Origin of the sequence: Citrobacter sp. RHB20-C16 (genome assembly GCF_013890155.1) — a bacterium.
GTDB classification, from domain to species: domain Bacteria; phylum Pseudomonadota; class Gammaproteobacteria; order Enterobacterales; family Enterobacteriaceae; genus Citrobacter_A; species Citrobacter_A amalonaticus.
The window spans coordinates 4,211,932-4,236,094 of the sequence record NZ_CP057630.1 but is presented as its reverse complement, the minus strand read 5'-3'; the positions used below and the strand labels follow the sequence as shown (position 1 = coordinate 4,236,094).

The window sequence follows — 24,163 nt, the reverse complement described above, 5'->3', positions numbered from 1 at the left end:
TATTCAACCTTATTTTAATACAGATTCTTTACTCGGTGTGGCGCTGCCGTAATCGCTAATAGCGTTCCATTTGATCACTGAATTCGCTTTTAATGCTGCTGGCAGTGAAATATGCCCATACGGTGCCACCATCATTGTCATGGCTGTTAAGGTATCTTTTGGGGCAGTGACAGGTTTGCCATCAACAGTAATAGAGTTAAATGTCACATAAAAAGGGGTTGGATTGGTTATATTCAGTGCATTACCCTGCCTTGAAAAATTAATTTTTTCGTAGGCGCTAAAAGCCTCGTTATCCTTAAGAGATGTCGGGCGATAAAAAAGCTTAATGCGCGTTCTGGATGCAATCTGCAATTTACTCTGATCGCGCATGTTTTCAGGCGTGCTGGCGATAAATTTAATATTAGCCCAGAATACGGACTCCCTGTCTTTAGGAAGTTCAGCTCCTTTTTTGGCATAAATAAAATGGAAAATAGTTTCCTGGCCTGCTCCAAGCTTCATAAGAGGGGGGGTAGCAATAAAAGGCGCATCACCTTGATCGTCTATATTACTTACCCATGCCTGAACCAGATGATTCGTTGATGTGTTTTTACTTTGAACAGTCAACTGAACCTCATCACTATTGGATGGGTACACAATACGGGTTGCGCCAACCTGCACACCTGAAATCGCTGGCGCGCACGTTAATATAGATGTTAACAAAAAGGAATTACGTATTAATTTTTTCATCATTCACAAATCATAAGGCAAGCCAGAAAGGCATATCATTCAATATGCCTTCTCTACGCTTTTATCATTAAGGATAGGAAATGGTATAGGTTGTATCTGCCGTGAAATCACCACCTTTGATATCCGCTGGCGTGACAGTTGCAACAACTTTAGCCTTATAATTAAACGCCAGGTCACTGGCTTCACCGGCTGGCGTAGTTTGTGCAAAGGCCGCATCCGGCTTGTTGTCAAAAACAACTTTTGTACTGGCTGCACTGCCAGTTCCATACATGACAATACCGACACCCGTGGCATCCGAACCTGTCATTGCTTTCAGCTGATCGCTGGTCGTGGCAGTCGCACCAGAGAACGTCAGGTTGATGGTGGTATCGGCTGGACAGGATTTCAGATTAATCACTACGTCCTGGGTTTGCGGATTTTCAGAGCCGATAGCGGCAAAGGTAGTTGCGACCATAGGCGTGAAAGTCACGTTTACCGTCTTTGAATCTGTTGATACTTCACAGGGCGGATTAATAATTTTCCCCTGGAAATGTACAGTTCCCTGATCATCCGTCAACGCAGCATGCGCATTACCGATGGCAACTGATGATAATACCATTGCTGATATTAATTTTAATTTTCTATTCATAGCCTGGCTCCATAGAATAATATATAAGTGATATCGTGATCGTATGTTATTTCCATATGGTGTATCTATGGGTGGCAATATGGAAAAAATCCCATGCTCACTTGAAGTTTTGTAATTAAGTGTTTCTGTTTGAAAATTAAATTATGACATTCTATGTAAACCATTCAAGGAGATTATAATCTAATTTTGGATGAAATTATTATTGCTATATGGTTGGTTTACTTGATTATTACAATTTTGCAGCGAGGTGTTAAAATTTTATATTTGTTATCTACGATGTTGGATGGGCCCATCATACAGACGTTCAAGGGGTAATCGGGCCTGGTGCACGAGGCATGATGGCAACGAATGATTAATTGCAATAGCTAATAAACATATAGTTATTTTTTAGTTATTGCTTTGTAGGGGAAGTGAACAATCTGTTGGTTCAAATGGTATGTAGAGTATTGAAAATAGTTATTAACTATTAGTTTTGTCTATTTGTTTATCTGAAACGCGGCTGGCGATGGCTCATGGAGAGAATGCCATTAATTATCGCTTACGGGACTGATGAAAAAGAAAGGGTCCCTCAGGACCCTGATAATCTCTATTTTGTTCCAGGCGGTAAACAGACGCCAATCCCGCCGATACCGCAGTAGCCGTACGGGTTTTTGTGCAGATACTGCTGATGGTCTTCCTCAGCGTAATAGAACGGCGTCGCGTTGCTGATTTCGGTGGTGATAGGACGGTCATCGCCCGCTGCGCGCATGGCGGCCTGGAAACGCTCCAGGCTTGCGCGCGCGGCGCTGTCCTGTTCCGGCGTCAGCGGATAGATAGCCGAACGATACTGAGTGCCGTGGTCATTGCCCTGCTGCATGCCCTGTGCCGGATCGTGGTTTTCCCAGAACACCTGCAGCAATTGCTCATAACTGATGACCGCCGGGTCGTACACCACGCGCACCGCTTCGGCGTGGCCCGTTTCACCGGAGCAGACTTCCCGGTAGGTGGGGTTGGGCGTATAGCCACCGGTGTATCCTGCCGCGGTGCTGTAAACGCCAGGCAGTTGCCAGAACAACCGCTCCACGCCCCAGAAACAGCCCATGGCGAAAATGGCGATTTCCATCCCTTCGGGGACATTTGTCATCGAGTGTTCGTTGACGGCATGCAGCGTCGCCACGGGCATCGGGGTATTGCGCCCAGGGAGGGCATCTGACGGTGAAATCAGATGCTTTTTATCAAATAAACTCATGGTGCCGTTCTCCCGAAAATCAGTAATTGGGGTTAAGGTTGTAACAAGACGCGTATTTGCACACAATAACCGTTACGAATACGTCTACAGTAAACATAAGAAATATTTGGGGTGTCGTCTGTTTTTCAACCCCAATTGTTGGGTTTTTGTTAAGCCGTGGAGCGGCGTTATGATTTTTTTCCAGGGGTGGAAATAAGGGATTTCAGGAGAAAAAGTGCCACATATCCGTCAGTTATGTTGGGTGAGCCTGCTGTGTTTGAGTAGTTCTGCTTTTGCCGCGAACGTCCGTCTACAGGTCGAAGGGCTATCAGGAGAACTGGAGAAAAACGTCCGGGCACAACTCTCAACTATCCAGAGTGATGAAGTCACGCCGGATCGGCGTTTTCGCGCGCGCGTGGATGACGCTATCCGCGAAGGGCTGAAGGCGCTCGGTTATTATGAACCGACCATCGATTTCGATCTGCGTCCGCCTCCGGCGAAAGGGCGTCAGGTACTGGTAGCCAAAGTGACACCCGGTGAACCGGTGCGCATTGGCGGAACAGAAGTCATTTTACGCGGCGGCGCGCGTACCGACAGAGATTACCTGGATCTGCTGAAAACGCGTCCGGCAATCGGTACGGTGCTCGATCATGGGGATTATGACAGCTTTAAAAAATCCCTCACCAGCGTGGCGCTACGTAAAGGGTATTTCGACAGCGAATTTAATAAGAGCCAGTTGGGTATTGCGCTTGATCGCCATCAGGCGTTCTGGGATATCGATTACGACAGTGGTGAACGTTATCGCTTTGGTCACGTCTCCTTTGAAGGTTCGCAGATCCGCGAGGAGTATCTGCAAAATCTGGTGCCCTTTAAAGAAGGGGATGCATACGAGTCAAAAGATCTCGGCGAGCTGAACCGTCGACTCTCGGCGACTGGCTGGTTTAATTCCGTGGTTGTGGCGCCCGAATTCGACAAAGCGCGAAAAACCAAAGTACTGCCGCTGAAGGGTGTGGTTTCACCGCGAACGGAAAACACCATTGAGACCGGGGTGGGATATTCCACCGACGTGGGGCCGCGCGTGAAGACCACGTGGAAAAAACCGTGGATGAACTCCTACGGTCACAGCCTGACGACCAGCGCCAGTATCTCATCGCCTGAACAGCAACTGGATTTCAGCTACAAAATGCCGCTGCTGAAGAACCCGCTGGAGCAGTACTATCTGGTACAAGGCGGCTTTAAGCGTACCGATCTCAACGATACCGAACAGGACTCCACCACGCTTGCGGTTTCCCGCTACTGGGACCTTTCCAGCGGCTGGCAGCGCGCCATTAACCTGCGCTGGAGTCTCGACCACTTTACGCAGGGGCAGGTGACGAACACTACCATGCTGCTCTATCCCGGCGTGATGATCAGCCGAACCCGTTCGCGTGGCGGACTGATGCCCACCTGGGGCGATTCCCAGCGTTACTCTATTGATTATTCCAACACCGCCTGGGGCTCTGATGTCGACTTCTCGGTCTTTCAGGCGCAAAACGTCTGGATCCGTTCCCTGTACGATCGTCATCGCTTCGTGATGCGCGGCAATCTTGGCTGGATCGAAACCGGTGATTTCGACAAAGTGCCGCCGGATCTGCGTTTCTTCGCCGGGGGCGACCGCAGTATTCGTGGCTACAAATATAAATCCATCTCACCAGAGTACAGCAACGGCGATCTGAAAGGGGCCTCGAAGCTGGTGACCGGATCGCTGGAATACCAGTACAACGTGACCGGTAAATGGTGGGGGGCGATGTTTGTCGATAGCGGTGAAGCGGTCAGTGATATCCGCAAAAGCGATTTCAAAACCGGCGCCGGGGTGGGGGTACGCTGGCAGTCTCCGGTCGGGCCGATCAAGCTCGATTTTGCCGTGCCGGTCGGCGACAAAGAGGAACACGGTTTACAGTTTTACATCGGTCTGGGGCCTGAATTATGAGTTTATGGAAGAAGATAAGCCTCGGCATCCTGATTTTTATCCTGCTGTTGCTGGGAACGGTGGCGTTTCTGGTCGGAACAACAACCGGCCTGCATTTGATCTTCAATGCGGCGAATCGCTGGGTACCGGGGCTGGAAATTGGTCAGGTCACCGGCGGCTGGCGTGATTTGTCGCTGAAAAATATCCGCTTTGACCAGCCTGGTGTAGCGGTTAACGCCGGGGAAGTGCATCTGGCGGTCGGGCTGAATTGCCTGTGGAACAGCAGCCTGTGCGTGAACGATCTGTCGCTCAAAGACATCAATGTGGCGATCGACAGTAAAAAAATGCCGCCTTCTGAGCAGGTAGAGGAAGAAGAGGATAGCGGGCCGCTGAATCTCTCCACGCCGTATCCGATCACGCTTTCTCGCGTGGCGCTCAATAACGTCAATATTAAAATCGATGACACCATCGTATCGGTGATGGATTTTACCTCCGGCTTGCACTGGCAAGAGAAGGATCTGACCCTGAAACCCACGTCGTTACAGGGATTGCTGATCGCACTGCCGAAAGTGGCGGAGGTGGCTCAGGAAGAAGTGGTCGAGCCGAAGATCCAGAACCCGCAGCCGGATGAAAAACCGCTTGGTGAAACGCTGAAAGATCTGTTTTCGCAGCCGGTTCTGCCGGAGATGACGGACGTTCATCTGCCGCTCAATCTCAATATTGAAGCGTTTAAAGGCGAACAACTGCGTATCACCGGTGATACTGACCTGACGGTGTATAACCTGCTGCTGAAAGTAAGCAGCATCGACGGCAACATGAAGCTCGATGCGCTCGATATCGACTCCAGTCAGGGTACGGTGAATGCCAGCGGTACGGCCCAGTTGACCAATAACTGGCCGGTAGACATCACCCTGAACAGCACGCTGAACGTCGATCCGCTGAAAGGCGAGAAGGTGAAGCTGAAGGTGGGTGGGGCGCTGCGTGAACAACTGGAAGTGGGTGTTAACCTTTCCGGGCCGGTGGACATGGATCTGCGTGCCCAGACGCGTCTGGCGGAAGCCGGCCTGCCGCTGAATCTGGAGGTGGTCAGTAAGCAGATTTACTGGCCCTTTACCGGCGACAAACAGTTCCAGGCCGACGATATCAAGCTCAAGCTCACCGGCAAGATGACGGACTACACGCTGTCGATGCGTACGGCGGTGAAAGGGCAGGATATCCCGTCGGCGACCATTACCCTTGATGCGAAAGGCAACGAACAGCAAATTAATCTCGATAAACTCAGCGTGGCGGCGCTGGAAGGGAAAACCGAGCTGAAAGCGCTGGTGGACTGGCAACAGGCGATCAGCTGGCGAGGCGAGTTGACGCTGGACGGCATCAACACCGCGAAAGAGATTCCGGACTGGCCGTCGAAGCTCAATGGCCTGATCAAAACCCGGGGCAGCCTGTATGGCGGCACCTGGCAGATGGACGTGCCGGAGCTGAAACTGACCGGGAACGTTAAGCAGAACAAGGTTAACGTCAACGGATCGCTGAAAGGCAACAGCTATTTGCAGTGGACCATTCCGGGCCTGCATCTGGAACTGGGGCCAAACAGCGCCGATGTGAAAGGCGAGCTGGGCGTGAAAGATCTCAATCTGGATGCGACTATCGACGCGCCGGGACTGGACAACGCGCTGCCGGGACTCGGTGGTACGGCAAAAGGGTTGGTCAAGGTGCGCGGTACCGTCGACGCTCCGCAACTGCTGGCGGATATCACCGCCCGCGGGCTGCGCTGGCAGGAACTGTCCGTGGCGCAGGTGCGCGTGGAAGGCGATATCAAATCGACGGATCAGATTGCCGGTAACCTCAGTGTACGGGTTGAACGTATTTCGCAGCCCGACGTGAACATCAACCTTGTGACCCTGAACGCCAAAGGCAGCGAGAAGCAGCACGAGTTGCAATTACGTGTTCAGGGCGAGCCGGTCTCCGGCCAGCTCGATCTGGCGGGGAGTTTTGATCGTAAAGAAGAGCGCTGGAAAGGATCGCTGAGCAATACCCGTTTCCAGACGCCGGTTGGGCCGCTGACCCTGACGCGCCCCATCGCGCTGGACTATCGTAACAAAGAGCAGAAAATCAGTATCGGGCCGCACTGCTGGGCAAATCCGAATGCTGAACTGTGCGTGCCGCAAACCATCGATGCGGGTGCCGAAGGGCGGGCGGTAGTGAATCTTAACCGCTTTGATCTGGCGATGCTGAAACCGTTTATGCCGGAGGCGACGCAGGCCAGTGGTGTATTTACTGGCAAAGCGGACGTTTCGTGGGACACCACCAAAGAAGGGCTGCCGCAGGGTAATGTTACGCTCTCCGGGCGTAACGTGAAGGTAACGCAGACGGTGAACGATGCACCGCTGCCGCTGGCGTTCGATACCCTGAACGTGACAGCCGATCTGCGCAACAATCGTGCAGAACTGGGCTGGCTGATCCGCCTGACCAATAATGGTCAGCTTGACGGACAGGTACAGGTGACCGATCCGCAGGGGCGTCGTAACCTGGGCGGCAACGTCAACATTCGCAACGTGAATCTGGCGATGGTCAACCCGATCTTCGCGCGCGGCGAAAAGGCGGCGGGGATGCTGAGCGCCAATCTGCGTCTGGGCGGCGATGTACAGAGCCCGCAAATGTTTGGGCAACTGCAACTAAGCGGGCTGGATATCGACGGCAACTTTATGCCGTTTGATATGCAGCCGAGCCAACTGGCGATGAATTTCAACGGTACCCGCTCGACGCTTGCCGGGGTGATACGAACCCAGCAGGGGCAGATCAACTTAAGCGGCGACGCGGACTGGAGTCAGATCGACAACTGGCGTGCGCGTGTGGCGGCGAAAGGCAGTAGGGTACGTATCACCGTACCGCCGATGGTGCGACTGGATGTTTCTCCGGATGTCGTGTTTGAAGCGACGCCGAGTCTGTTCACTCTCGATGGCCGGGTGGACGTGCCGTGGGCGCGTATTGTGGTTCATGACTTGCCAGAGAGCGCGGTGGGCGTCTCCAGCGATGAAGTGATGCTCAATAACGACCTGCAACCTGAGAAGCCGCAGAGCGCCGGGATCCCGATCAACAGCAATCTGATTGTGCATGTGGGTAACAACGTGCGGATGAATGCGTTTGGTCTGAAAGCTCGTCTGACAGGCGATCTGAACGTGGTGCAGGATAAGCAAGGGCTGGGGCTGAACGGACAGATCAACATTCCGGAAGGCCGTTTCCACGCCTACGGTCAGGATCTGATTGTGCGGAAAGGCGAACTGTTGTTCTCTGGACCGCCGGACCAACCGTTGCTGAATATCGAAGCTATTCGTAACCCGGAAGCCACCGAAGATGACGTGATCGCGGGTGTTCGCGTCACCGGAACGGCAGATGAACCGAAGGCTGAGATCTTCTCTGATCCGGCAATGTCGCAGCAGGAAGCGCTCTCTTATCTGTTGCGCGGCCAGGGTCTGAGCAGCGATCAGAGCGACAGCGCGGCGATGACCTCAATGCTTATTGGCCTGGGGGTTGCACAAAGTGGTCAGGTTGTGGGTAAAATCGGGGAGACATTTGGCGTAAGCAATCTGGCACTGGATACTCAGGGGGTGGGCGACTCCTCCCAGGTGGTCGTCAGCGGATACGTACTGCCAGGTCTGCAGGTGAAATATGGTGTGGGTATATTTGACTCACTGGCGACACTCACGTTACGTTATCGCCTGATGCCTAAGCTATATCTGGAAGCCGTGTCTGGCGTAGATCAGGCACTGGATTTGCTCTATCAGTTTGAGTTTTAGCAATGCGAATATTTGTCTACGGCAGTTTACGAACCAAACAAGGCAACAGCCACTGGATGACCAACGCCCAGTTGCTGGGCGATTACAGTATCGATAACTACCAGTTGTATAGCCTGGGCCACTATCCAGGCGCAGTTCCGGGGAACGGAACGGTACACGGTGAGGTTTATCGTATTGATAACGCCACTCTGGCCGAACTGGATGCGCTGCGCACCCGCGGCGGTGAATACGCGCGCCAGTTGATCCAGACGCCGTATGGCAGTGCATGGATGTACGTGTACCAGCGCCCGGTGGAGGGATTAACACTGATCGAAAGCGGTAACTGGTTAGACAGAGACCAGTACTGAGTAGCGCGCAGGGTAGGCCTGATAAGCGTAGCGTCATCAGGCATTTCCTTGTTTGCCAGCACTTTTACCACGCCACCTTCGGGTGGCGTAGTTTTTTGTGTCGGTGACTCGCGTTTACGGACACAAAAAAGCCCCGACATGCGGGGCTTCGCTCGACAGGACGAATTACTTCTTCGCCGCACGCTCGAAGGAGGCAACGATTTCAGCTTTCGCCGCTTCAGCGTTGTCCCAACCGTCGACTTTCACCCATTTGCCTTTTTCGAGATCTTTATAGTGCTCGAAGAAGTGCGTGATCTGCGCTTTCAGCAGTTCCGGCAGGTCGTTCACATCGTTGATGTGATCGTACTCTTTGCTCAGCTTGGTGTGCGGTACAGCAACCAGTTTCGCATCTTCACCGGATTCGTCGGTCATTTTCAGTACGCCAACCGGACGGCAACGGATAACGGAGCCTGGCTGCAGCGGATACGGGGTCGGGACCAGTACGTCAACCGGGTCACCGTCCAGGGACAGGGTGTGGTTGATGTAACCGTAGTTGCACGGATAGAACATCGCGGTGGACATGAAGCGGTCAACGAACAGTGCGCCGCTCTCTTTGTCGACTTCGTATTTGATCGGATCGGCGTTAGCCGGGATCTCGATAACAACGTAGATATCTTCCGGCAGGTCTTTGCCCGCAGGGACGTTGAGTAAGCTCATGTCTGTTTCCTTTAACTGTGTCGTAAACAAGTGGCGAGTATTATAGCTATCTCGCGCCGAATGTCTCCGCCTGATTTCGTTTTCACTCGTCTCCCGCTGGTCTTTTCAGACCACTCGCATGACAGAAAAATCCATATCTTCAGCCGCTTTTTTCATAGGTAAATGAAAGCGATTACAAACTTGTGATTAACGTTCTATTTACTTTTTTGAAGTGTGATGTAACGCAATCCGTTACATGCTCGATTGTCTATAGTTTTTTCGCGACTGTTTCTTAACCAACAATAACCTACCCTACGAGGACACAGTTATGTGGAAGCGCTTACTTATCGTCACAGCAGTTTCGGCAGCCATGTCGTCTATGGCCATGGCCGCCCCATTAACCGTAGGATTTTCGCAGGTCGGCTCTGAGTCCGGCTGGCGCGCCGCAGAGACCAACGTGGCGAAAAGCGAGGCCGAGAAGCGCGGCATCACGCTGAAAATCGCTGACGGTCAGCAAAAGCAGGAAAACCAGATTAAAGCCGTGCGTTCCTTTGTCGCTCAGGGCGTCGATGCCATCTTTATTGCGCCGGTAGTGGCAACAGGGTGGGAGCCGGTGCTGAAGGAAGCGAAAGATGCTGAGATCCCGGTCTTCTTGCTCGATCGTTCCATCGATGTCAAAGACAAATCTCTCTATATGACCACCGTCACCGCTAACAACGTGCTGGAAGGTCAACTGATCGGCGACTGGCTGATCAAAGAGGTGAACGGCAAGCCGTGTAATGTGGTTGAGCTGCAGGGTACCGTCGGGGCCAGCGTGGCGATTGACCGTAAGAAAGGGTTTGCTGAAGCCATCGCCAAAGCACCAAACATCAAAATTATCCGCTCTCAGTCCGGCGACTTTACCCGTAGTAAAGGTAAAGAGGTGATGGAGAGCTTTATCAAAGCCGAGAACAACGGCAAGAACATCTGCATGGTTTATGCCCATAACGATGACATGGTGATCGGGGCTATTCAGGCGATCAAAGAAGCGGGGCTGAAACCGGGCAAAGATATTCTGACCGGTTCTATTGACGGCGTACCGGACATCTACAAAGCGATGATCGACGGTGAAGCGAATGCCAGCGTTGAACTGACGCCGAACATGGCAGGCCCGGCCTTCGACGCGCTCGAGAAGTTCAAGAAAGATGGCACGATGCCTGAGAAGGTCACGATCACCAAGTCGACGCTGTATCTGCCGGATACCGCGAAAGAAGAGTTAGAGAAGAAGAAAAACATGGGCTACTAAGTTCAGACCCGTTCTGGGGGCATACCTAACACCGTAGGCCTGATAAGCGAAGCGCCATCAGGCAAAGGTTCTGCCGGATGGCAACGTAACCGCCTTATCCGGCCTACGGGCCTCCAGAGCCACACTCTTGTCGCGGAGGGCTATTATGATCGCGGAACAACACCAGGAGATCCTCCGTACAGAGGGATTAAGTAAATTCTTTCCTGGCGTCAAAGCGCTGGATAACGTCGATTTCAGTCTGCGTCGCGGCGAAATTATGGCGCTGCTCGGCGAGAACGGGGCCGGAAAATCCACGCTCATCAAAGCACTGACCGGCGTCTATCATGCCGATCGCGGTAGTATCTGGCTGGAAGGCAGTGCCATCTCCCCCAGAAATACCGCACATGCCCAACAGCTGGGCATTGGCACGGTGTATCAGGAAGTGAACCTGCTGCCGAATATGTCGGTGGCGGATAACCTGTTTATTGGTCGTGAACCGCGTCGATTTGGCCTGCTACGGCGCAAAGAGATGGAAAAGCGCGCTACGGCGCTAATGGCGTCTTACGGTTTTTCCCTCGACGTGCGCGAACCGCTGAACCGCTATTCGGTGGCGATGCAACAGATCGTCGCGATCTGCCGGGCTATCGATCTTTCCGCCAAAGTTCTGATCCTTGATGAACCTACCGCCAGTCTCGATACGCAAGAGGTTGAGATGCTGTTCGGCTTAATGCGGCATCTGCGCGATCGCGGCGTGAGTCTGATCTTCGTCACCCATTTTCTTGATCAGGTTTATCAGGTCAGCGATCGGATCACCGTCCTGCGTAACGGCAGTTTTGTCGGCTGCCGGGAAACCCGCGAGCTGCCGCAGATTGAACTGGTCAAAATGATGCTGGGACGCGAGCTGGACACTCATGCGTTACAGCGTGCGGGGCGTACCTTGTTGAGTGATAAACCGGTGGCCGCGTTCAAAGGTTTCGGTAAGAAAGGGACGATCTCCCCGTTCGATCTCGAAGTACGACCTGGTGAGATCGTCGGTCTGGCGGGACTGCTTGGATCCGGGCGCACCGAAACGGCCGAGGTGATTTTCGGTATCAAACCGGCGGACAGCGGCAGCGCGCTGATCAGAGGAAAACCGCAGACGCTGCGATCCCCTCATCAGGCATCATGCCTGGGGATCGGTTTTTGTCCGGAGGATCGCAAAACGGACGGTATTATTGCCGCCGCCTCGGTGCGCGAAAACATTATCCTGGCATTGCAGGCCCAGCGCGGCTGGCTGCGGCCGATTGCGCGCAAAGAACAAAACGACATTGCCGAGCGGTTTATCCGTCAGCTTGGCATTCGCACCCCCAGCGCAGAACAGCCGATCGAGTTTCTCTCCGGCGGCAACCAGCAAAAAGTGCTGCTATCGCGCTGGCTGCTGACTAAACCACAGTTTCTGATCCTCGATGAACCGACGCGAGGGATCGACGTAGGCGCGCATGCCGAGATCATCCGCCTGATCGAAACGCTGTGCGCCGATGGTCTGGCGCTGCTGGTGATCTCCTCTGAGCTGGAGGAACTGGTAGGCTATGCGGATCGGGTGATCATCATGCGTGACCGCAAACAGGTGGCGGAGATCCCGCTGGCTGAACTGTCCGTTCCGGCGATCATGAACGCCATCGCGGCGTAAGGAGACTCTTGTGATGCCCCAATCTCTCCCGCAAACCACGCCGCCAAAGCGACGCTTTCGCTGGCCGACCGGTATGCCGCAGCTGATTGCGCTGCTGCTGGTGCTGTTGGTGGACAGCCTCGTCGCCCCCCACTTTTACCAGATTATCTTGCAGGACGGTCGTCTGTTCGGCAGCCCGATCGATATCCTGAATCGCGCCGCTCCCGTCGCGCTGTTGGCGATAGGGATGACGCTGGTTATTGCCACCGGCGGCATTGACCTTTCCGTTGGCGCGGTGATGGCGATTGCCGGCGCCACGACCGCGGCGATGACCGTCGCCGGTCACAGCCTGCCAGTGGTCCTGCTTGCCGCATTGGGGACCGGCGTGCTGGCTGGCCTGTGGAACGGCGTCCTGGTGGCGATCCTCAAAATTCAGCCGTTTGTCGCCACGCTAATCCTGATGGTGGCGGGTCGCGGCGTGGCGCAACTGATCACCTCTGGACAGATTGTCACCTTCAACTCGCCCACGCTCTCCTGGTTCGGCAGCGGCTCGCTGCTGCTGTTTCCCACGCCGGTGATTATCGCGCTGATCACGCTGCTGCTGTTCTGGCTGTTGACCCGGCGAACGGCGCTCGGGATGTTTATTGAAGCGGTGGGGATTAACATCCGGGCAGCGAAAAATGCCGGCGTCAACACACGAGTCATCGTTATGCTCACCTATGTGTTGAGCGGGCTGTGCGCAGCAATCGCCGGGATTATCGTCACGGCGGATATTCGCGGTGCCGATGCCAACAACGCCGGCTTGTGGCTGGAGCTGGACGCCATTCTGGCGGTGGTGATCGGCGGCGGTTCCCTGATGGGCGGGCGCTTTAATCTGCTGCTGTCAGTGGTGGGCGCGCTGATCATTCAGGGGATGAACACCGGGATCCTGCTGTCCGGGTTTCCGCCGGAGATGAACCAGGTGGTCAAAGCCATCGTGGTGCTGTGCGTACTGATTGTGCAGTCACAGCGCTTTATCAGTTTGCTAAAAGGAGTGCGTGGTCGTGATAAAACGTAATTTACCGTTAATGATCACCCTCGGGGTTTTCGTGCTGGGCTATCTTTATTGTCTGACGCAGTTTCCCGGCTTTGCCTCCACGCGCGTGATCTGCAACATTCTGACCGATAATGCCTTCCTGGGGATCATCGCCGTGGGGATGACCTTTGTGATCCTCTCCGGCGGGATCGATCTCTCCGTGGGATCGGTGATCGCCTTCACCGGCGTATTCCTGGCGAAGGCTATCGGCTACTGGGGGATCTCGCCGTTACTGGCGTTTCCGCTGGTGTTGGCGATGGGCTGCGCGTTTGGCGCGTTCATGGGGTTGCTGATTGATGCGCTGAAGATCCCGGCGTTTATCATCACGCTTGCCGGTATGTTTTTCCTGCGCGGGGTCAGTTACCTGGTATCGGAAGAGTCGATCCCGATTAACCATCCCATCTATGACACGCTTTCCAGCCTGGCGTGGAAAATCCCCGGCGGTGGGCGTCTGAGCGCGATGGGCCTGCTGATGCTGGCGGTGGTGGTCATTGGGATTTTCCTCGCGCATCGCACCCGGTTTGGCAATCAGGTGTATGCCATTGGCGGGAATGCGACATCGGCGAACCTGATGGGGATTTCCACCCGTAGCACCACGATCCGAATTTATATGCTGTCAACCGGGCTGGCGACGCTGGCCGGGATTGTCTTTTCTGTTTACACCCAGGCTGGCTACGCGCTGGCGGGAGTGGGTGTAGAGCTGGATGCGATCGCTTCGGTGGTGATCGGTGGTACGTTGCTGAGCGGTGGGGTCGGTACGGTTCTTGGAACGCTGTTTGGCGTGGCGATTCAGGGGCTGATCCAGACCTACATTAACTTCGACGGCACGCTCAGTTCATGGTGGACGAAAATTGCCATTGGCGTTTTGTTATTTATTTTCATTGCGTTGCAGCGCGGTCTGACGGTGCTTTGGGAAAATCGACAGAGCTCGCCGGTAACACGAGTCGGCCCGGCAGCGACGCCGAAGTGAGACACAGATTTTACTTAAACACCTAAACTTTTTCCGGTTGTTGTCGATAGTTTCTGTATATCTTACAACCGGAAAATAACGATGCCAAAATCCCTCTCCCTACGAAATACCCTGTTGGTTTTATTGTCGCTTATTACCCTGTTATTGCTGCTAACAGGCGGCATGGGGATTTACGCCTCCACGCGAATCATTACCTCATGGATTTATTACGGAGTGATGACCGCGACGACGCTGACGGCCATCGCCCTGTTGGCAGTGGTCTGGCTGTTATTGCGTAATAAGCTGCTGAAACCGCTCGATAATGTGGTTGAACAACTGGAACGCCTGGCAACGGGAGATTTGTCGGCGGCAGAAAGCCGTTATGCCAGCGCCGAGTTTAATCGCCTGCAGGCCGCGCTTGAAGGGATGCGCATGGCGCTGAGTGAATCTGTCAGACGCGTTCGCGATGCCAGTTCGCAGATAGACACCGGCAGTCGTGAACTGACGGCGGGCAATATTCATCTGGCGACACGCACCGAATCGACGGCGACCTCGCTGGAACAAACTGCCGCCAGCATGGAGGAGCTTACCGCAACGGTGAAACAGAATGCGGAAAACGCCGATCAGGCGCATCAACTGGCGAAATCGGTTTCTGATACCGCCGATCGCGGCAGTGAAATGGTCTGTTATGTCATTGAAAAAATGCGCGACATTTCCGGGAGTGCTAATCGTATCGCCGATATTCTTGGCGTGATCGACGGGATTGCGTTCCAGACCAATATTTTGGCGCTGAACGCCTCGGTTGAAGCGGCGCGCGCGGGAGAGCAGGGACGCGGTTTTGCCGTGGTGGCGGGCGAAGTGCGCAATCTGGCCAGCCGTAGCGCGGAGGCCGCAAAAGAGATTCGTACGCTGATTGGCGACTCGCAGTCACAAGTGGGAGAGGGCAGCGATCTGGCGATGCAGGCAGGCGAAACGATGGATGAGATTGCCAGCGAAGTCATGCGGATGACCAAACTGATGCGGGAAATCGCCAGTGCGTCGCAGGAGCAGAGTCGCGGTATCGAACAGGTGAATATCGCGGTGAGTCAGATGGATGAAACGGCGCAGCAGAATGCGGCGCTGGTACAACAATCTTCTGCGGCAACCCGTTCCCTGGAAGAGCAATCGCATGCGCTGATTGAAGCGATGGCGTCGTTTAAATTGCAGACCGCCTGACAGAAAAACGCCTCTCCGGGGAGAGGCGTTTAGCGTGTAGGCTGGATAAGCGTCAGCTCCATCCGGCAAGAGTTTTAGGCGTCCGGGAATTCCCGGATAAAGCGTTCTACATCTTCAACCATATGGTTGTTGCCGACGAAGAACGAACGACGCTGGTGCAGGCTTTCCGGCGTGATATCCAGAATACGCTCTTTCCCGTCGCTCGCCTTGCCGCCCGCTTGCTCCGCAAGGAATGCCATTGGGTTGCACTCGTACAGCAGACGCAGTTTACCGTCCGGGTGGCTGGCGGTGCTTGGATAAAGGTAGATCCCGCCTTTCAGCAGGTTACGATGGAAGTCAGCAACCAGTGAGCCGATGTAGCGCGAGGTATACGGGCGCTGCGTGGATTTATCCTCTTCCTGGCAGAACTTGATGTACTTCTTCACGCCGTTCGGGAATTTGATGTAGTTGCCTTCGTTAATGGAGTAGGTGTTGCCTTTCTCCGGGAAGCGCATCCGCTCCTGACACAGGCAGAACACACCCAGTGACGGATCGTAGGTAAAGGCGTGGACGCCGCAGCCGGTGGTGTAAACCAGCATGGTGGAAGAGCCGTAAACCACGTAACCCGCAGCAACCTGCTTGTTGCCTGGTTGCAGGAAATCTTCTTCCGTGACCGGCGTGCCGACAGGCGTCACGCGGCGGTAGATAGAGAAAATGGTCCCGACAGAGACGTTAACATCGATGTTGGACGATCCATCCAGCGGATCCATCAGCACCACGTATTTCGCGTGTTCACAGCCTTCGAAAACGACGATTTCATCTTCTTCTTCAGAGGCAATACCCGCGACAATATCACGCGCCTTGAGTGCAGCTTTCAGTTTTTCGTTCGCGAACAGGTCGAGTTTCTGCTGAACCTCACCCTGTACGTTCTCAGCACCGCTGGCACCCAGGATATCGACCAGACCGGCCTTGTTGATATCGCGGTGGATGATCTTGGCGCCCAGCTTTATTGCCGACAACAACGCAGTGAGCTCACCTGTAGCATGAGAGAACTCGTGCTGCTTCTCGACAATAAATTCACCTAACGTTTTCATAACACTTTCCCTGCAATTAATATGGAGTAAAGCGACCGTAACAATCTTAACAAATATTTCAGTGGCTGCGCTCAGGTGAATCGCGCCAGCAAACTACGGATTATCCTGAAATGCGTTTCTCACTTGGCTGACATATGCGTAAAATGCCCCCTGGGTTAAATTAGGATAGTGACGTATGCGCATTCATATTTTGGGAATTTGTGGCACGTTCATGGGCGGTCTGGCGATGCTGGCGCGCTCGCTCGGTCATGAAGTAACGGGTTCGGACGCCAATGTGTATCCGCCGATGAGTACCTTGCTTGAGAATCAGGGCATTGATTTGATTCAGGGTTATGACCCCAGTCAACTCGACCCGCAGCCGGATTTGGTGATCATCGGCAATGCCATGACCCGTGGGAATCCGTGCGTTGAGGCGGTGCTGGAGAAAAACATTCCGTTCATGTCCGGCCCGCAGTGGCTGCATGATTTTGTGTTGCGCGATCGTTGGGTGCTGGCCGTTGCGGGAACGCACGGTAAAACCACGACCGCCGGCATGGCGACCTGGATTCTGGACGCTTGCGGTTACAAACCCGGTTTTGTGATTGGCGGCGTGCCGGGGAACTTTGACGTTTCTGCGCGTCTGGGCGAAAGCAACTTTTTCGTGATTGAAGCGGATGAGTACGACTGCGCCTTCTTTGATAAACGCTCCAAATTCGTACATTACTGCCCGCGTACGCTGATCCTCAATAACCTTGAGTTTGATCATGCGGATATCTTTGACGATCTGAAAGCGATCCAGAAGCAGTTCCACCATCTGGTCCGCATTGTGCCGGGGCAGGGGCGGATCATCTATCCTGAGCACGACATTAACCTGAAGCAGACGATGGCGATGGGCTGCTGGAGCGAACAGGAGCTGGTGGGCGAGCAGGGCCACTGGCAGGCGAAAAAGCTGAACGTCGATGCTTCTGAATGGGAAGTGTGGCTGGACGGTGAAAAGGTCGGCGACGTGAAGTGGTCGCTGGTCGGTGAGCACAACATGCACAACGGTCTGATGGCAATCGCCGCAGCCCGTCATGTTGGCGTACAACCGGCGGATGCGGCTCAGGCGCTGGGATCATTTATTAATGCCCGTCGCCGCCTGGAACTGCGCGGTGAAGCAAACGGCGTCACGGTGTACGACGATTTTGCCCATCACCCAACGGCGATTCTGGCAACGCTTGCGGCGCTGCGCGGAAAAGTAGGCGGCACGGCGCGCATCATCGCCGTGCTGGAACCGCGTTCCAACACCATGAAGATGGGGCTGTGCAAAGACGACCTGGCGCCGTCATTGGGCCGCGCGGATGAAGTGTATCTCCTGCAGCCGCCGCATATTCCGTGGCAAGTCGCGGAAGTGGCGGACGCCTGCATTCAGCCTGCTCACTGGAGCGGGGATGTGGATACGCTGGCAGAGATGATCGTGAAAACGGCGCAGCCGGGCGATCACATTCTGGTGATGAGTAACGGCGGATTTGGTGGAATTCACCAGAAACTGCTGGATGGTCTGGCGAAGAAAGCCGAAGCGGAAGCTGAAGAGTAATAAAAATGCCCGGTGGCGCTGATGGACTGCACCCCAAAAGTTGGACACTCAACTGAGTAAGGTGCAGTTTTTTATGGCAAAGCCAAAATATTCCCCTGAAACAAAACTGGCTGTGGTTAATCATTATTTGTCCGGAAAAGACGGAGAAGAGCGTACAGCCGACCGTTTTGGTGTTGAAAGAACTTCCGTCCGTCGCTGGGTCAGGGCGTGGCAACTCCACGGTATGGAAGGGCTGTCAGGGAAAAATAAACATCATTCAGCTGAATTTAAACTCGTCGTCGTCCGGGCGGTTATCCGTGACCACCTGACGATGCGTGAAGCAGCTGCCCGGTTTAATCTCTCTGCAGAAACGCTTGTCCGACACTGGGTCTGCGTGTACAACGATGCCGGAGCGGAAGGACTGCTAAACATTCAACGCGGGCGGCCTGGAAAAATGACAAAACAAAAAATCCCCCCATCCCCTACAGATAAAGAACTGGAAAAACTCTCCCCCGAAGAACTCCGGGCTGAACTCCGTTACCTGCGGGCAGAGAATGCCTATCTAAAAAAGTTGAAGGCCTTGGTTCAGAGCGAAAAAAACGGCAGCAAGCCCTGATAATCAGTGAACTGAGGCATAAGCACGCTCTGCGAGACCTCCTGCGCGCGGCAGGCATGTCCCGCAGTACATGGTATTACAATATGAATGCCCTGAAGCAGGTGGACAGGCATGCCGGGCTGAAAGATAAAATCCGTGAGATATACGCCTGGCACAAAGGCCGTTATGGCTACCGCAGGATCACGCTTTCGCTGAGAAAGCAGGGTCTGCTGGTGAACCATAAAACCGTGCAGCGGCTGATGACAGAGCTGTCGCTCCGGTCTCTGATAAGGGCGAAGAAATACCGCTCATGGAAGGGGGAAACAGGCAAGGCAGCCCCCAATATCCTGAGCAGGAACTTCAGTGCATCAAAAGCCAATGAAAAATGGGTTACGGATGTTACAGAGTTCTCGCTGCAGGGTAAAAAGCTGTACCTGTCGCCGGTACTCGATCTTTTTAACCGGGAAATAATCTCCTACAGCCTGTCGGAAAGGCCGGTGATGGAGATGGTTAATACCATGCTGCGGGATGCGTTCTTAAAGCTCGGACCAGACGACGCCCCCTTGCTGCACACAGATCAGGGCTGGCAATATCGGATGGCAGGCTATCAGGCAAAGTTAAAGGCGCAGGGCATGACGCAAAGTATGTCCCGAAAAGGAAACTGTCTGGATAATGCCGTGATGGAAAACTTCTTCGGGACGCTGAAATCGGAGTGTTTTTACCTGAGTCAGTTCAGCAATATCAGCGAACTGAGGAAGGCGATAGAGGATTATATCCGTTACTACAACAACGAGCGGATAAGCCTGAAACTAAAAGGCCTGAGTCCGGTAGAGTACCGGGCCCAGGCTCTGAAGGCCGCTTAATATAAACTGTCCAGATTTATGGGGTCAGTCCATGACGCTTACCGGGCCTATTTAGCGTACGGGATTACTCTTCGTTTTCCGCCAGTTCGCGCAGATACTGGAAGATCTGACGTGCGGACTTCGGCGGCTTATTCCCTTCTTTCTCTTTCTTCGCATTGCGGATCAGCGAGCGTAACTGCTGACGATCGGCGTGCGGCCACAGATTCAGCACCTCTTCTACCGCGTCATCGCCTTCATCGATCAGACGATCGCGCAGATGCTCAAGCTTGTGAAACAACACCACCTGCTGGTTGTGGCGGTTTTTCAACTTATCCAGCGCCTGACGGATAGGATCCACCTCGCGTTGGCGCAGCAATTTACCAATCAACTGCAACTGACGGCGGCGACCTTCCATCTTGATACGCTGGGCCAGCTCAATGGCGGCACGCAGGTCCGCATCAAGCGGGATTTTGTCCAGCGCGTTTTTCCCCAGATCCACCAGTTCCGCGCCCAGGCGTTTTAGCTCCTCGGCGTCGCGTTTAATTTCACTTTTGCTGACCCAGATAATTTCATCGTCTTCGTCTTCGATGTCATCACCGGGAACGTCGTCGAGCCAGTCTTCGGGCTGCTTTGTCATGTCAGGCTCCTTAAAAAAAGAGGCTAATGTTACCAGTTAAGATGCGCACTGAAAAACGGTTCTCTGTTAGACTTCAAAGAAACTCTCTCTACATTATGGCATTTGCGATGAAAGTAATCTCACAAGTTGAAGCGCAGCGTAAGATTCTGGAAGAAGCAGTTTCGACAGCGCTGGAGTTAGCCTCAGGCAAATCGGACGGGGCGGAAGTCGCCGTAAGCAAAACGACCGGCATCAGTGTCAGCACCCGTTATGGTGAAGTGGAGAATGTCGAATTCAATAGCGATGGTGCGCTGGGGATTACCGTCTACCATCAGAACCGTAAAGGCAGCGCCTCATCGACCGATTTAAGCCCACAGGCGATTGCCCGTACCGTCCAGGCGGCGCTGGATATCGCGCGCTACACTTCACCGGATCCGTGCGCCGGTGTGGCCGACAAAGAACTGCTGGCTTTTGACGCGCCGGATCTGGACCTGTTCCACCCGGCTGACATTTCCCCGGACGAAGCCATCGAACTGGCAGCGCGTGCTGAACAGGCCTCTTTGCAGGCCGACAAACGCATCACTAATACGGAAGGCGGCAGCTTTAACAGCCACTATGGCATTAAAGTGTTTGGCAACAGCCACGGTATGTTGCAGGGCTATTGCTCCACCCGCCATTCGCTGTCCAGTTGCGTAATTGCCGAAGAAAACGGCGATATGGAGCGCGATTATGCATACACCATTGGTCGCGCGATGGGCGATCTACAAACGCCGGAATGGGTAGGCGCAGACTGTGCTCGCCGCACGTTATCCCGCCTGTCTCCGCGTAAACTCTCGACCATGAAAGCGCCGGTGATTTTTGCTAACGAAGTGGCGACCGGGCTGATTGGACATCTGGTTGGCGCAATTGCGGGCGGTTCGGTGTACCGCAAATCCACATTCCTGCTGGATTCGCTGGGCAAACAAATTCTGCCTGAATGGCTGACCATTGAGGAGCATCCGCACCTGCTGAAAGGACTGGCCTCCTCACCGTTTGACAGCGAAGGTGTGCGCACGGAACGTCGTGACATTGTGAAAGACGGCGTTCTGACTCAATGGCTGCTGACCAACTATTCCGCACGTAAGCTGGGGCTGAAAAGCACCGGTCATGCGGGCGGCATTCATAACTGGCGTATTGCCGGACAAGGGCTGAACTTTGAGCAGATGCTTAAAGAGATGGGCACCGGTCTGGTGGTCACTGAACTGATGGGCCAGGGCGTGAGCGGCATTACCGGGGATTACTCCCGCGGCGCAGCCGGTTTCTGGGTTGAAAACGGGGAAATTCAATACCCTGTGAGCGAAATTACCATCGCCGGAAATTTAAAAGAGATGTGGCGCAATATTGTGACGATTGGTAACGATATTGAAACACGTAGCAATATACAGTGTGGTTCAGTACTGTTGCCGGAGATGAAAATCGCCGGGCAGTAAACATCCATGGCGCGACCTGCCGCGCCATAACAATAAAAAAAAGGAAGTGAGCAATGCGTAAACATCTGTTAGCAATCATCGCAGCTTCAACGTTAGTTTTGGGCTCTTCCGTGTTCGCCGCTGATCTGGAAGATAATATGGAAACGCTTAACGATAACCTGAAGGTAATCGAAAAAGCGGATAACGCGACGCAAGTGACCGATGCGTTAACCAAAATGCGCGCCGCTGCGCTGGACGCGCAAAAAGCGACGCCGCCAAAACTGGAAAGCAAGGCCTCAGATAGCCCGGAAATGAAAGATTTCCGTCATGGTTTCGACATTCTGGTCGGCCAGATCGACGGTGCGCTGAAGCTGGCAAACGAAGGGAAGGTCAAAGAAGCGCAGGCCGCGGCGGAACAATTCAAAACCACCCGCAACGCGTATCACAAGAAGTATCGTTAATTGTCTTGCTCACCTGATGTCTCCAGAGGGACATCAGGTGACCGTTACAGGATGATTTGCGGATGTTTAATTCCGCAGGCTCTGGCGTAACGGACAATCGTTTCCAGACTGGCCTTGATAATATTCGCTTCCATCCTGGAGACTGTCGGTGGCGTAACCCCCATTCTTTCAGCAACTTGCGCGCGAGTTAATCCCGCGTGTTTACGCCATTGTGCGAGCATAGCTTGTAGACGTGCCTTCCGCTCTTCCACTTCCATTGCGGCTTGTACTTCAGGATCGGACATCAGGTCTGCTCTGACGTCGTCCCAGGCGACGCTTTTAGTTTTCTTGCTCATTGAGCATCTCCTCCAGCCTTTCGAAGGCTAGCATCATTTCTTGTTTGGGCGTTTTCTGCGTTTTCTTAATGAACACGCGTAACAGATAGATGGTTTTGCCTTTCTGATAGACATACAGACCACGGCCTGGCTCGGTTCCCATTGTGCGAATCTCAAACAGACCAGCACCGAGAGGTTTGCTGTCGGGTTCCCGTAATGCAGTCGCATTAATTTTTAACTTATCAATCAAGCGAATCATTTTTGCCCTGACGGTGGGCGGTAAACTTGCCAGCTCGCTGGCAACATCGACATGCAGCATGACGGTAAACACGGCATCTCTCCCTGATAAAATATTAGCATAAAAGCTAAATTATCTTATAGGCTAATTTAGCTTATAGGCTAATTTAGGTGTTTCCTCTTTATGATGGGGACGCATAGCCATCACCGTATTTTCTTGTAATCACAAATTCCGCGCCAGCGTGGGGTTTAGCCTATGCGTAGCGCCTCGCAGAGATTCGTCATAAGTCTTTTGGATACTATGGTTGAAAATCGCTCTTTGCTCACAGTTTCAGACTTTCTTCTCTGCTGGCGTCGCAACGAAACGCCGTTGATATCTGTGAATAAAGTCACACTTTTCCAGCGATAAATCATCAAAACCCCCTTTTCTGTGGAACAGATCACTATTGCCACTCGCCTTTCCACTTCGAAGTGGAAAACAACTCGCTACAAACTTTTTACCCCCACCGCTAGTTTTAACTCAGAGCCATTAACGGGGTAAGACGAGTGAATAACGGAGCAGTAATGAACGACATGGGGGAACAGGTGGCGCAGATTGGTGAACTGGCCGATCGCATGCTGGCGCAAGTGTATGCCTTGCTGCGTGAACATCACATCATTCCCAACGCCGTACAGGAACAAATGCTGACGTCTCACGTTCGCGCCATGGCGCACCGGTCGGTGACCGGCGAGCCTTTGCCGGAAGTGGAAGCCAGTTTGTTTGATGAAATTTCAGCCGACTCAATGGCGCTTGCCCGCGACGTGGTCGCAGCGTTTGGCAACCTTCCCGAGGAAGAAGCCTGGCTGCTGTCCGTCCACTTTGAAGTCGCGAAAGACAACCTTTAAGGAGCAACAACATGGAACAGATTACAGTCGTGATTGGCGATCGTCTGGGTAAAGGCCAGAAAGTGGCGGCAGGCGTCGAGAAAGCCGGTGGTCGTGCGGTGGTAGTACCGGGCGTTGCTGCGGATATGAAACTGGGGGACGTGATGAAAGCGGAAAACGCCACGTTCGGCATCTCTTTTTGCGGCAGCGGCGGCGCGGGCGCCATCACTGCACAGAACAAATACGGTTACAAAGCCAAATATGGGATGCGCTCTGTGGATGAAGGCGTAACGGCGATTAACGAAGGCTGCAACGTGCTGGGGTTCGGCTTTATGGATAAAGAAGAGCTTGGCGAGCGCCTGGTCCAGGCGTGGCAGAAAAAATACGGCGCGTAAGTATGAAAGAACAATTCACCACAACGGTGAGAGTCACCGGTAAAGGCGAAGCCAAAGCGCGCGCCTTTGCCGATGCCCTGAACCACGTTCAGGCCGCGGTCATGAAGGCATCGCCGCACATTTTACTGCGTATTGAGCCACAGGATGTGCAGGTTGTTCAAGCGCGTGAAGCGGTGCGCAAAGAAGCGTTTTTGTTCTTCTTTCTGCGCCGGGAACGACGCACTTACAGCGTGGAGCTGGATGTGACCGTCAACGTGACAGCCATCAATCTGGACAAGGTGGATTTTGTCTCGCAACGCTGATTC

The 24,163-nt window shown here is 53.7% G+C and carries 23 protein-coding genes; 15 read left to right on the top strand and 8 right to left on the bottom strand.

Features of this window, described 5'->3' with window-relative positions:
- Positions 1-9: 9 nt before the first annotated feature.
- The 3 genes from HVX64_RS20280 to msrA form a co-directional block, all read right to left on the bottom strand.
- A complete protein-coding gene (locus HVX64_RS20280; protein ID WP_051642297.1) occupies positions 10-729 on the bottom strand; it encodes a molecular chaperone in 720 nt (239 codons plus the stop codon).
- Positions 730-793: 64 nt separating this feature from the next.
- The gene (locus HVX64_RS20275) at positions 794-1,354 is read right to left on the bottom strand and encodes a fimbrial protein (RefSeq protein WP_042999205.1); all 561 of its coding nucleotides are present in this window, start codon (positions 1,352-1,354) and stop codon (positions 794-796) included.
- A 586-nt stretch (positions 1,355-1,940) separates the two neighbouring features.
- Complete coding sequence (gene msrA, locus HVX64_RS20270; RefSeq protein WP_042999206.1) at positions 1,941-2,582, bottom strand: peptide-methionine (S)-S-oxide reductase MsrA; 642 nt, start codon at positions 2,580-2,582, stop codon at positions 1,941-1,943.
- A gap of 214 nt (positions 2,583-2,796) precedes the next feature.
- Between msrA and tamA the strand changes: the two genes are divergently transcribed.
- From tamA to HVX64_RS20255, 3 genes are read left to right on the top strand one after another with little or no spacing between them, the layout of a single operon-like run.
- Positions 2,797-4,530: an autotransporter assembly complex protein TamA gene (tamA, locus tag HVX64_RS20265; protein WP_044257203.1), complete on the top strand. Its 1,734-nt coding sequence runs from the start codon at positions 2,797-2,799 to the stop codon at positions 4,528-4,530.
- Positions 4,527-8,306, top strand: a complete 3,780-nt coding sequence (gene tamB / locus HVX64_RS20260) for an autotransporter assembly complex protein TamB (RefSeq protein ID WP_044257201.1) — start codon at positions 4,527-4,529, stop codon at positions 8,304-8,306. The genes tamA and tamB overlap by 4 nt, the downstream gene beginning before the upstream one ends.
- 2 nt (positions 8,307-8,308) lie before the next feature.
- Positions 8,309-8,653, top strand: a complete 345-nt coding sequence (locus HVX64_RS20255; protein ID WP_042999209.1) for a gamma-glutamylcyclotransferase — start codon at positions 8,309-8,311, stop codon at positions 8,651-8,653.
- A 165-nt stretch (positions 8,654-8,818) separates the two neighbouring features.
- Here HVX64_RS20255 and ppa read toward each other — a convergent pair whose 3' ends face one another.
- Entirely contained in the window at positions 8,819-9,349 is a 531-nt protein-coding gene (gene ppa / locus HVX64_RS20250; RefSeq protein ID WP_042999210.1) for an inorganic diphosphatase, read from the bottom strand.
- 307 nt (positions 9,350-9,656) lie between these two features.
- Between ppa and ytfQ the strand changes: the two genes are divergently transcribed.
- The 5 genes from ytfQ (at position 9,657) to HVX64_RS20225 (ending at position 15,479) form a co-directional block, all read left to right on the top strand.
- Positions 9,657-10,613, top strand: a complete 957-nt coding sequence (ytfQ, locus tag HVX64_RS20245) for a galactofuranose ABC transporter substrate-binding protein YtfQ (protein ID WP_042999211.1) — start codon at positions 9,657-9,659, stop codon at positions 10,611-10,613.
- Positions 10,614-10,758: 145 nt separating this feature from the next.
- Complete coding sequence (ytfR, locus tag HVX64_RS20240) at positions 10,759-12,261, top strand: galactofuranose ABC transporter, ATP-binding protein YtfR (protein ID WP_042999212.1); 1,503 nt, start codon at positions 10,759-10,761, stop codon at positions 12,259-12,261.
- 13 nt (positions 12,262-12,274) lie between these two features.
- Positions 12,275-13,297, top strand: a complete 1,023-nt coding sequence (gene ytfT, locus HVX64_RS20235) for a galactofuranose ABC transporter, ATP-binding protein YtfT (RefSeq protein WP_042999213.1) — start codon at positions 12,275-12,277, stop codon at positions 13,295-13,297.
- Entirely contained in the window at positions 13,284-14,285 is a 1,002-nt protein-coding gene (yjfF, locus tag HVX64_RS20230) for a galactofuranose ABC transporter, permease protein YjfF (protein ID WP_042999214.1), read from the top strand. Before ytfT ends, yjfF begins: the two co-directional genes overlap by 14 nt.
- Positions 14,286-14,366: 81 nt before the next feature.
- A complete protein-coding gene (locus tag HVX64_RS20225) occupies positions 14,367-15,479 on the top strand; it encodes a methyl-accepting chemotaxis protein (RefSeq protein ID WP_072185422.1) in 1,113 nt (370 codons plus the stop codon).
- A gap of 74 nt (positions 15,480-15,553) precedes the next feature.
- Here the strand turns inward: HVX64_RS20225 and fbp are convergent, their stop codons facing one another.
- The gene (gene fbp / locus HVX64_RS20220) at positions 15,554-16,552 is read right to left on the bottom strand and encodes a class 1 fructose-bisphosphatase (protein WP_042999215.1); all 999 of its coding nucleotides are present in this window, start codon (positions 16,550-16,552) and stop codon (positions 15,554-15,556) included.
- A gap of 175 nt (positions 16,553-16,727) precedes the next feature.
- On the opposite strand from fbp, the gene mpl reads away from it, so the two are divergent.
- Positions 16,728-18,107 carry a UDP-N-acetylmuramate:L-alanyl-gamma-D-glutamyl-meso-diaminopimelate ligase gene (gene mpl, locus HVX64_RS20215; protein WP_042999216.1) on the top strand — a complete coding sequence of 460 codons (1,380 nt, stop codon included), beginning with the start codon at positions 16,728-16,730 and terminating at the stop codon, positions 18,105-18,107.
- A gap of 73 nt (positions 18,108-18,180) precedes the next feature.
- A protein-coding gene (locus tag HVX64_RS20210) for an IS3 family transposase (protein ID WP_249033498.1) occupies positions 18,181-19,544 on the top strand; the annotation gives its coding sequence in 2 pieces (ribosomal slippage) (positions 18,181-18,685 and positions 18,685-19,544; 1,365 coding nt in all).
- 64 nt (positions 19,545-19,608) lie between these two features.
- Here HVX64_RS20210 and yjgA read toward each other — a convergent pair.
- On the bottom strand, positions 19,609-20,160 hold the full coding sequence (gene yjgA / locus HVX64_RS20205; RefSeq protein ID WP_042999217.1) for a ribosome biogenesis factor YjgA: 552 nt from the start codon (positions 20,158-20,160) through the stop codon (positions 19,609-19,611).
- A gap of 95 nt (positions 20,161-20,255) precedes the next feature.
- On the opposite strand from yjgA, the gene pmbA reads away from it, so the two are divergent.
- Positions 20,256-21,608: a metalloprotease PmbA gene (pmbA, locus tag HVX64_RS20200; protein WP_044264679.1), complete on the top strand. Its 1,353-nt coding sequence runs from the start codon at positions 20,256-20,258 to the stop codon at positions 21,606-21,608.
- A 53-nt stretch (positions 21,609-21,661) separates the two neighbouring features.
- The gene (gene cybC / locus HVX64_RS20195) at positions 21,662-22,048 is read left to right on the top strand and encodes a cytochrome b562 (protein ID WP_042999219.1); all 387 of its coding nucleotides are present in this window, start codon (positions 21,662-21,664) and stop codon (positions 22,046-22,048) included.
- Positions 22,049-22,092: 44 nt separating this feature from the next.
- Here the strand turns inward: cybC and HVX64_RS20190 are convergent, their stop codons facing one another.
- Both HVX64_RS20190 and HVX64_RS20185 read right to left on the bottom strand, forming a co-directional pair.
- Complete coding sequence (locus tag HVX64_RS20190; RefSeq protein WP_181825149.1) at positions 22,093-22,383, bottom strand: helix-turn-helix transcriptional regulator; 291 nt, start codon at positions 22,381-22,383, stop codon at positions 22,093-22,095.
- Positions 22,367-22,693, bottom strand: a complete 327-nt coding sequence (locus HVX64_RS20185) for a type II toxin-antitoxin system RelE/ParE family toxin (protein ID WP_042999220.1) — start codon at positions 22,691-22,693, stop codon at positions 22,367-22,369. The genes HVX64_RS20190 and HVX64_RS20185 overlap by 17 nt, the downstream gene beginning before the upstream one ends.
- A 452-nt stretch (positions 22,694-23,145) precedes the next feature.
- On the opposite strand from HVX64_RS20185, the gene HVX64_RS20180 reads away from it, so the two are divergent.
- From HVX64_RS20180 to HVX64_RS20170, 3 genes are read left to right on the top strand one after another with little or no spacing between them, the layout of a single operon-like run.
- Positions 23,146-23,484, top strand: a complete 339-nt coding sequence (locus HVX64_RS20180; RefSeq protein ID WP_061075410.1) for a glycine dehydrogenase — start codon at positions 23,146-23,148, stop codon at positions 23,482-23,484.
- Positions 23,485-23,495: 11 nt separating this feature from the next.
- On the top strand, positions 23,496-23,858 hold the full coding sequence (locus HVX64_RS20175; RefSeq protein ID WP_012134368.1) for an SFCGS family glycine-rich protein: 363 nt from the start codon (positions 23,496-23,498) through the stop codon (positions 23,856-23,858).
- Between the two features lie 2 nt (positions 23,859-23,860).
- Positions 23,861-24,160: a DUF4312 family protein gene (locus tag HVX64_RS20170; RefSeq protein WP_042321633.1), complete on the top strand. Its 300-nt coding sequence runs from the start codon at positions 23,861-23,863 to the stop codon at positions 24,158-24,160.
- The last annotated feature ends 3 nt before the right edge of the window (positions 24,161-24,163 follow it).

Excerpts from the sequence above, each read along its gene's own strand:
- HVX64_RS20280 (WP_051642297.1), bottom strand. The coding sequence starts at position 729 with ATGATGAAAAAATTAATACGTAATTCCTTTTTGTTAACATCTATATTA.
- HVX64_RS20275 (WP_042999205.1), bottom strand. The coding sequence starts at position 1,354 with ATGAATAGAAAATTAAAATTAATATCAGCAATGGTATTATCATCAGTT.
- msrA (WP_042999206.1), bottom strand. The coding sequence starts at position 2,582 with ATGAGTTTATTTGATAAAAAGCATCTGATTTCACCGTCAGATGCCCTC.
- tamB (WP_044257201.1), top strand. The coding sequence starts at position 4,527 with ATGAGTTTATGGAAGAAGATAAGCCTCGGCATCCTGATTTTTATCCTG.
- HVX64_RS20255 (WP_042999209.1), top strand. The coding sequence starts at position 8,309 with ATGCGAATATTTGTCTACGGCAGTTTACGAACCAAACAAGGCAACAGC.
- ppa (WP_042999210.1), bottom strand. The coding sequence starts at position 9,349 with ATGAGCTTACTCAACGTCCCTGCGGGCAAAGACCTGCCGGAAGATATC.
- ytfQ (WP_042999211.1), top strand. The coding sequence starts at position 9,657 with ATGTGGAAGCGCTTACTTATCGTCACAGCAGTTTCGGCAGCCATGTCG.
- ytfR (WP_042999212.1), top strand. The coding sequence starts at position 10,759 with ATGATCGCGGAACAACACCAGGAGATCCTCCGTACAGAGGGATTAAGT.
- ytfT (WP_042999213.1), top strand. The coding sequence starts at position 12,275 with ATGCCCCAATCTCTCCCGCAAACCACGCCGCCAAAGCGACGCTTTCGC.
- HVX64_RS20225 (WP_072185422.1), top strand. The coding sequence starts at position 14,367 with ATGCCAAAATCCCTCTCCCTACGAAATACCCTGTTGGTTTTATTGTCG.
- fbp (WP_042999215.1), bottom strand. The coding sequence starts at position 16,552 with ATGAAAACGTTAGGTGAATTTATTGTCGAGAAGCAGCACGAGTTCTCT.
- mpl (WP_042999216.1), top strand. The coding sequence starts at position 16,728 with ATGCGCATTCATATTTTGGGAATTTGTGGCACGTTCATGGGCGGTCTG.
- yjgA (WP_042999217.1), bottom strand. The coding sequence starts at position 20,160 with ATGACAAAGCAGCCCGAAGACTGGCTCGACGACGTTCCCGGTGATGAC.
- pmbA (WP_044264679.1), top strand. The coding sequence starts at position 20,256 with ATGGCATTTGCGATGAAAGTAATCTCACAAGTTGAAGCGCAGCGTAAG.
- cybC (WP_042999219.1), top strand. The coding sequence starts at position 21,662 with ATGCGTAAACATCTGTTAGCAATCATCGCAGCTTCAACGTTAGTTTTG.
- HVX64_RS20190 (WP_181825149.1), bottom strand. The coding sequence starts at position 22,383 with ATGAGCAAGAAAACTAAAAGCGTCGCCTGGGACGACGTCAGAGCAGAC.
- HVX64_RS20175 (WP_012134368.1), top strand. The coding sequence starts at position 23,496 with ATGGAACAGATTACAGTCGTGATTGGCGATCGTCTGGGTAAAGGCCAG.
- HVX64_RS20170 (WP_042321633.1), top strand. The coding sequence starts at position 23,861 with ATGAAAGAACAATTCACCACAACGGTGAGAGTCACCGGTAAAGGCGAA.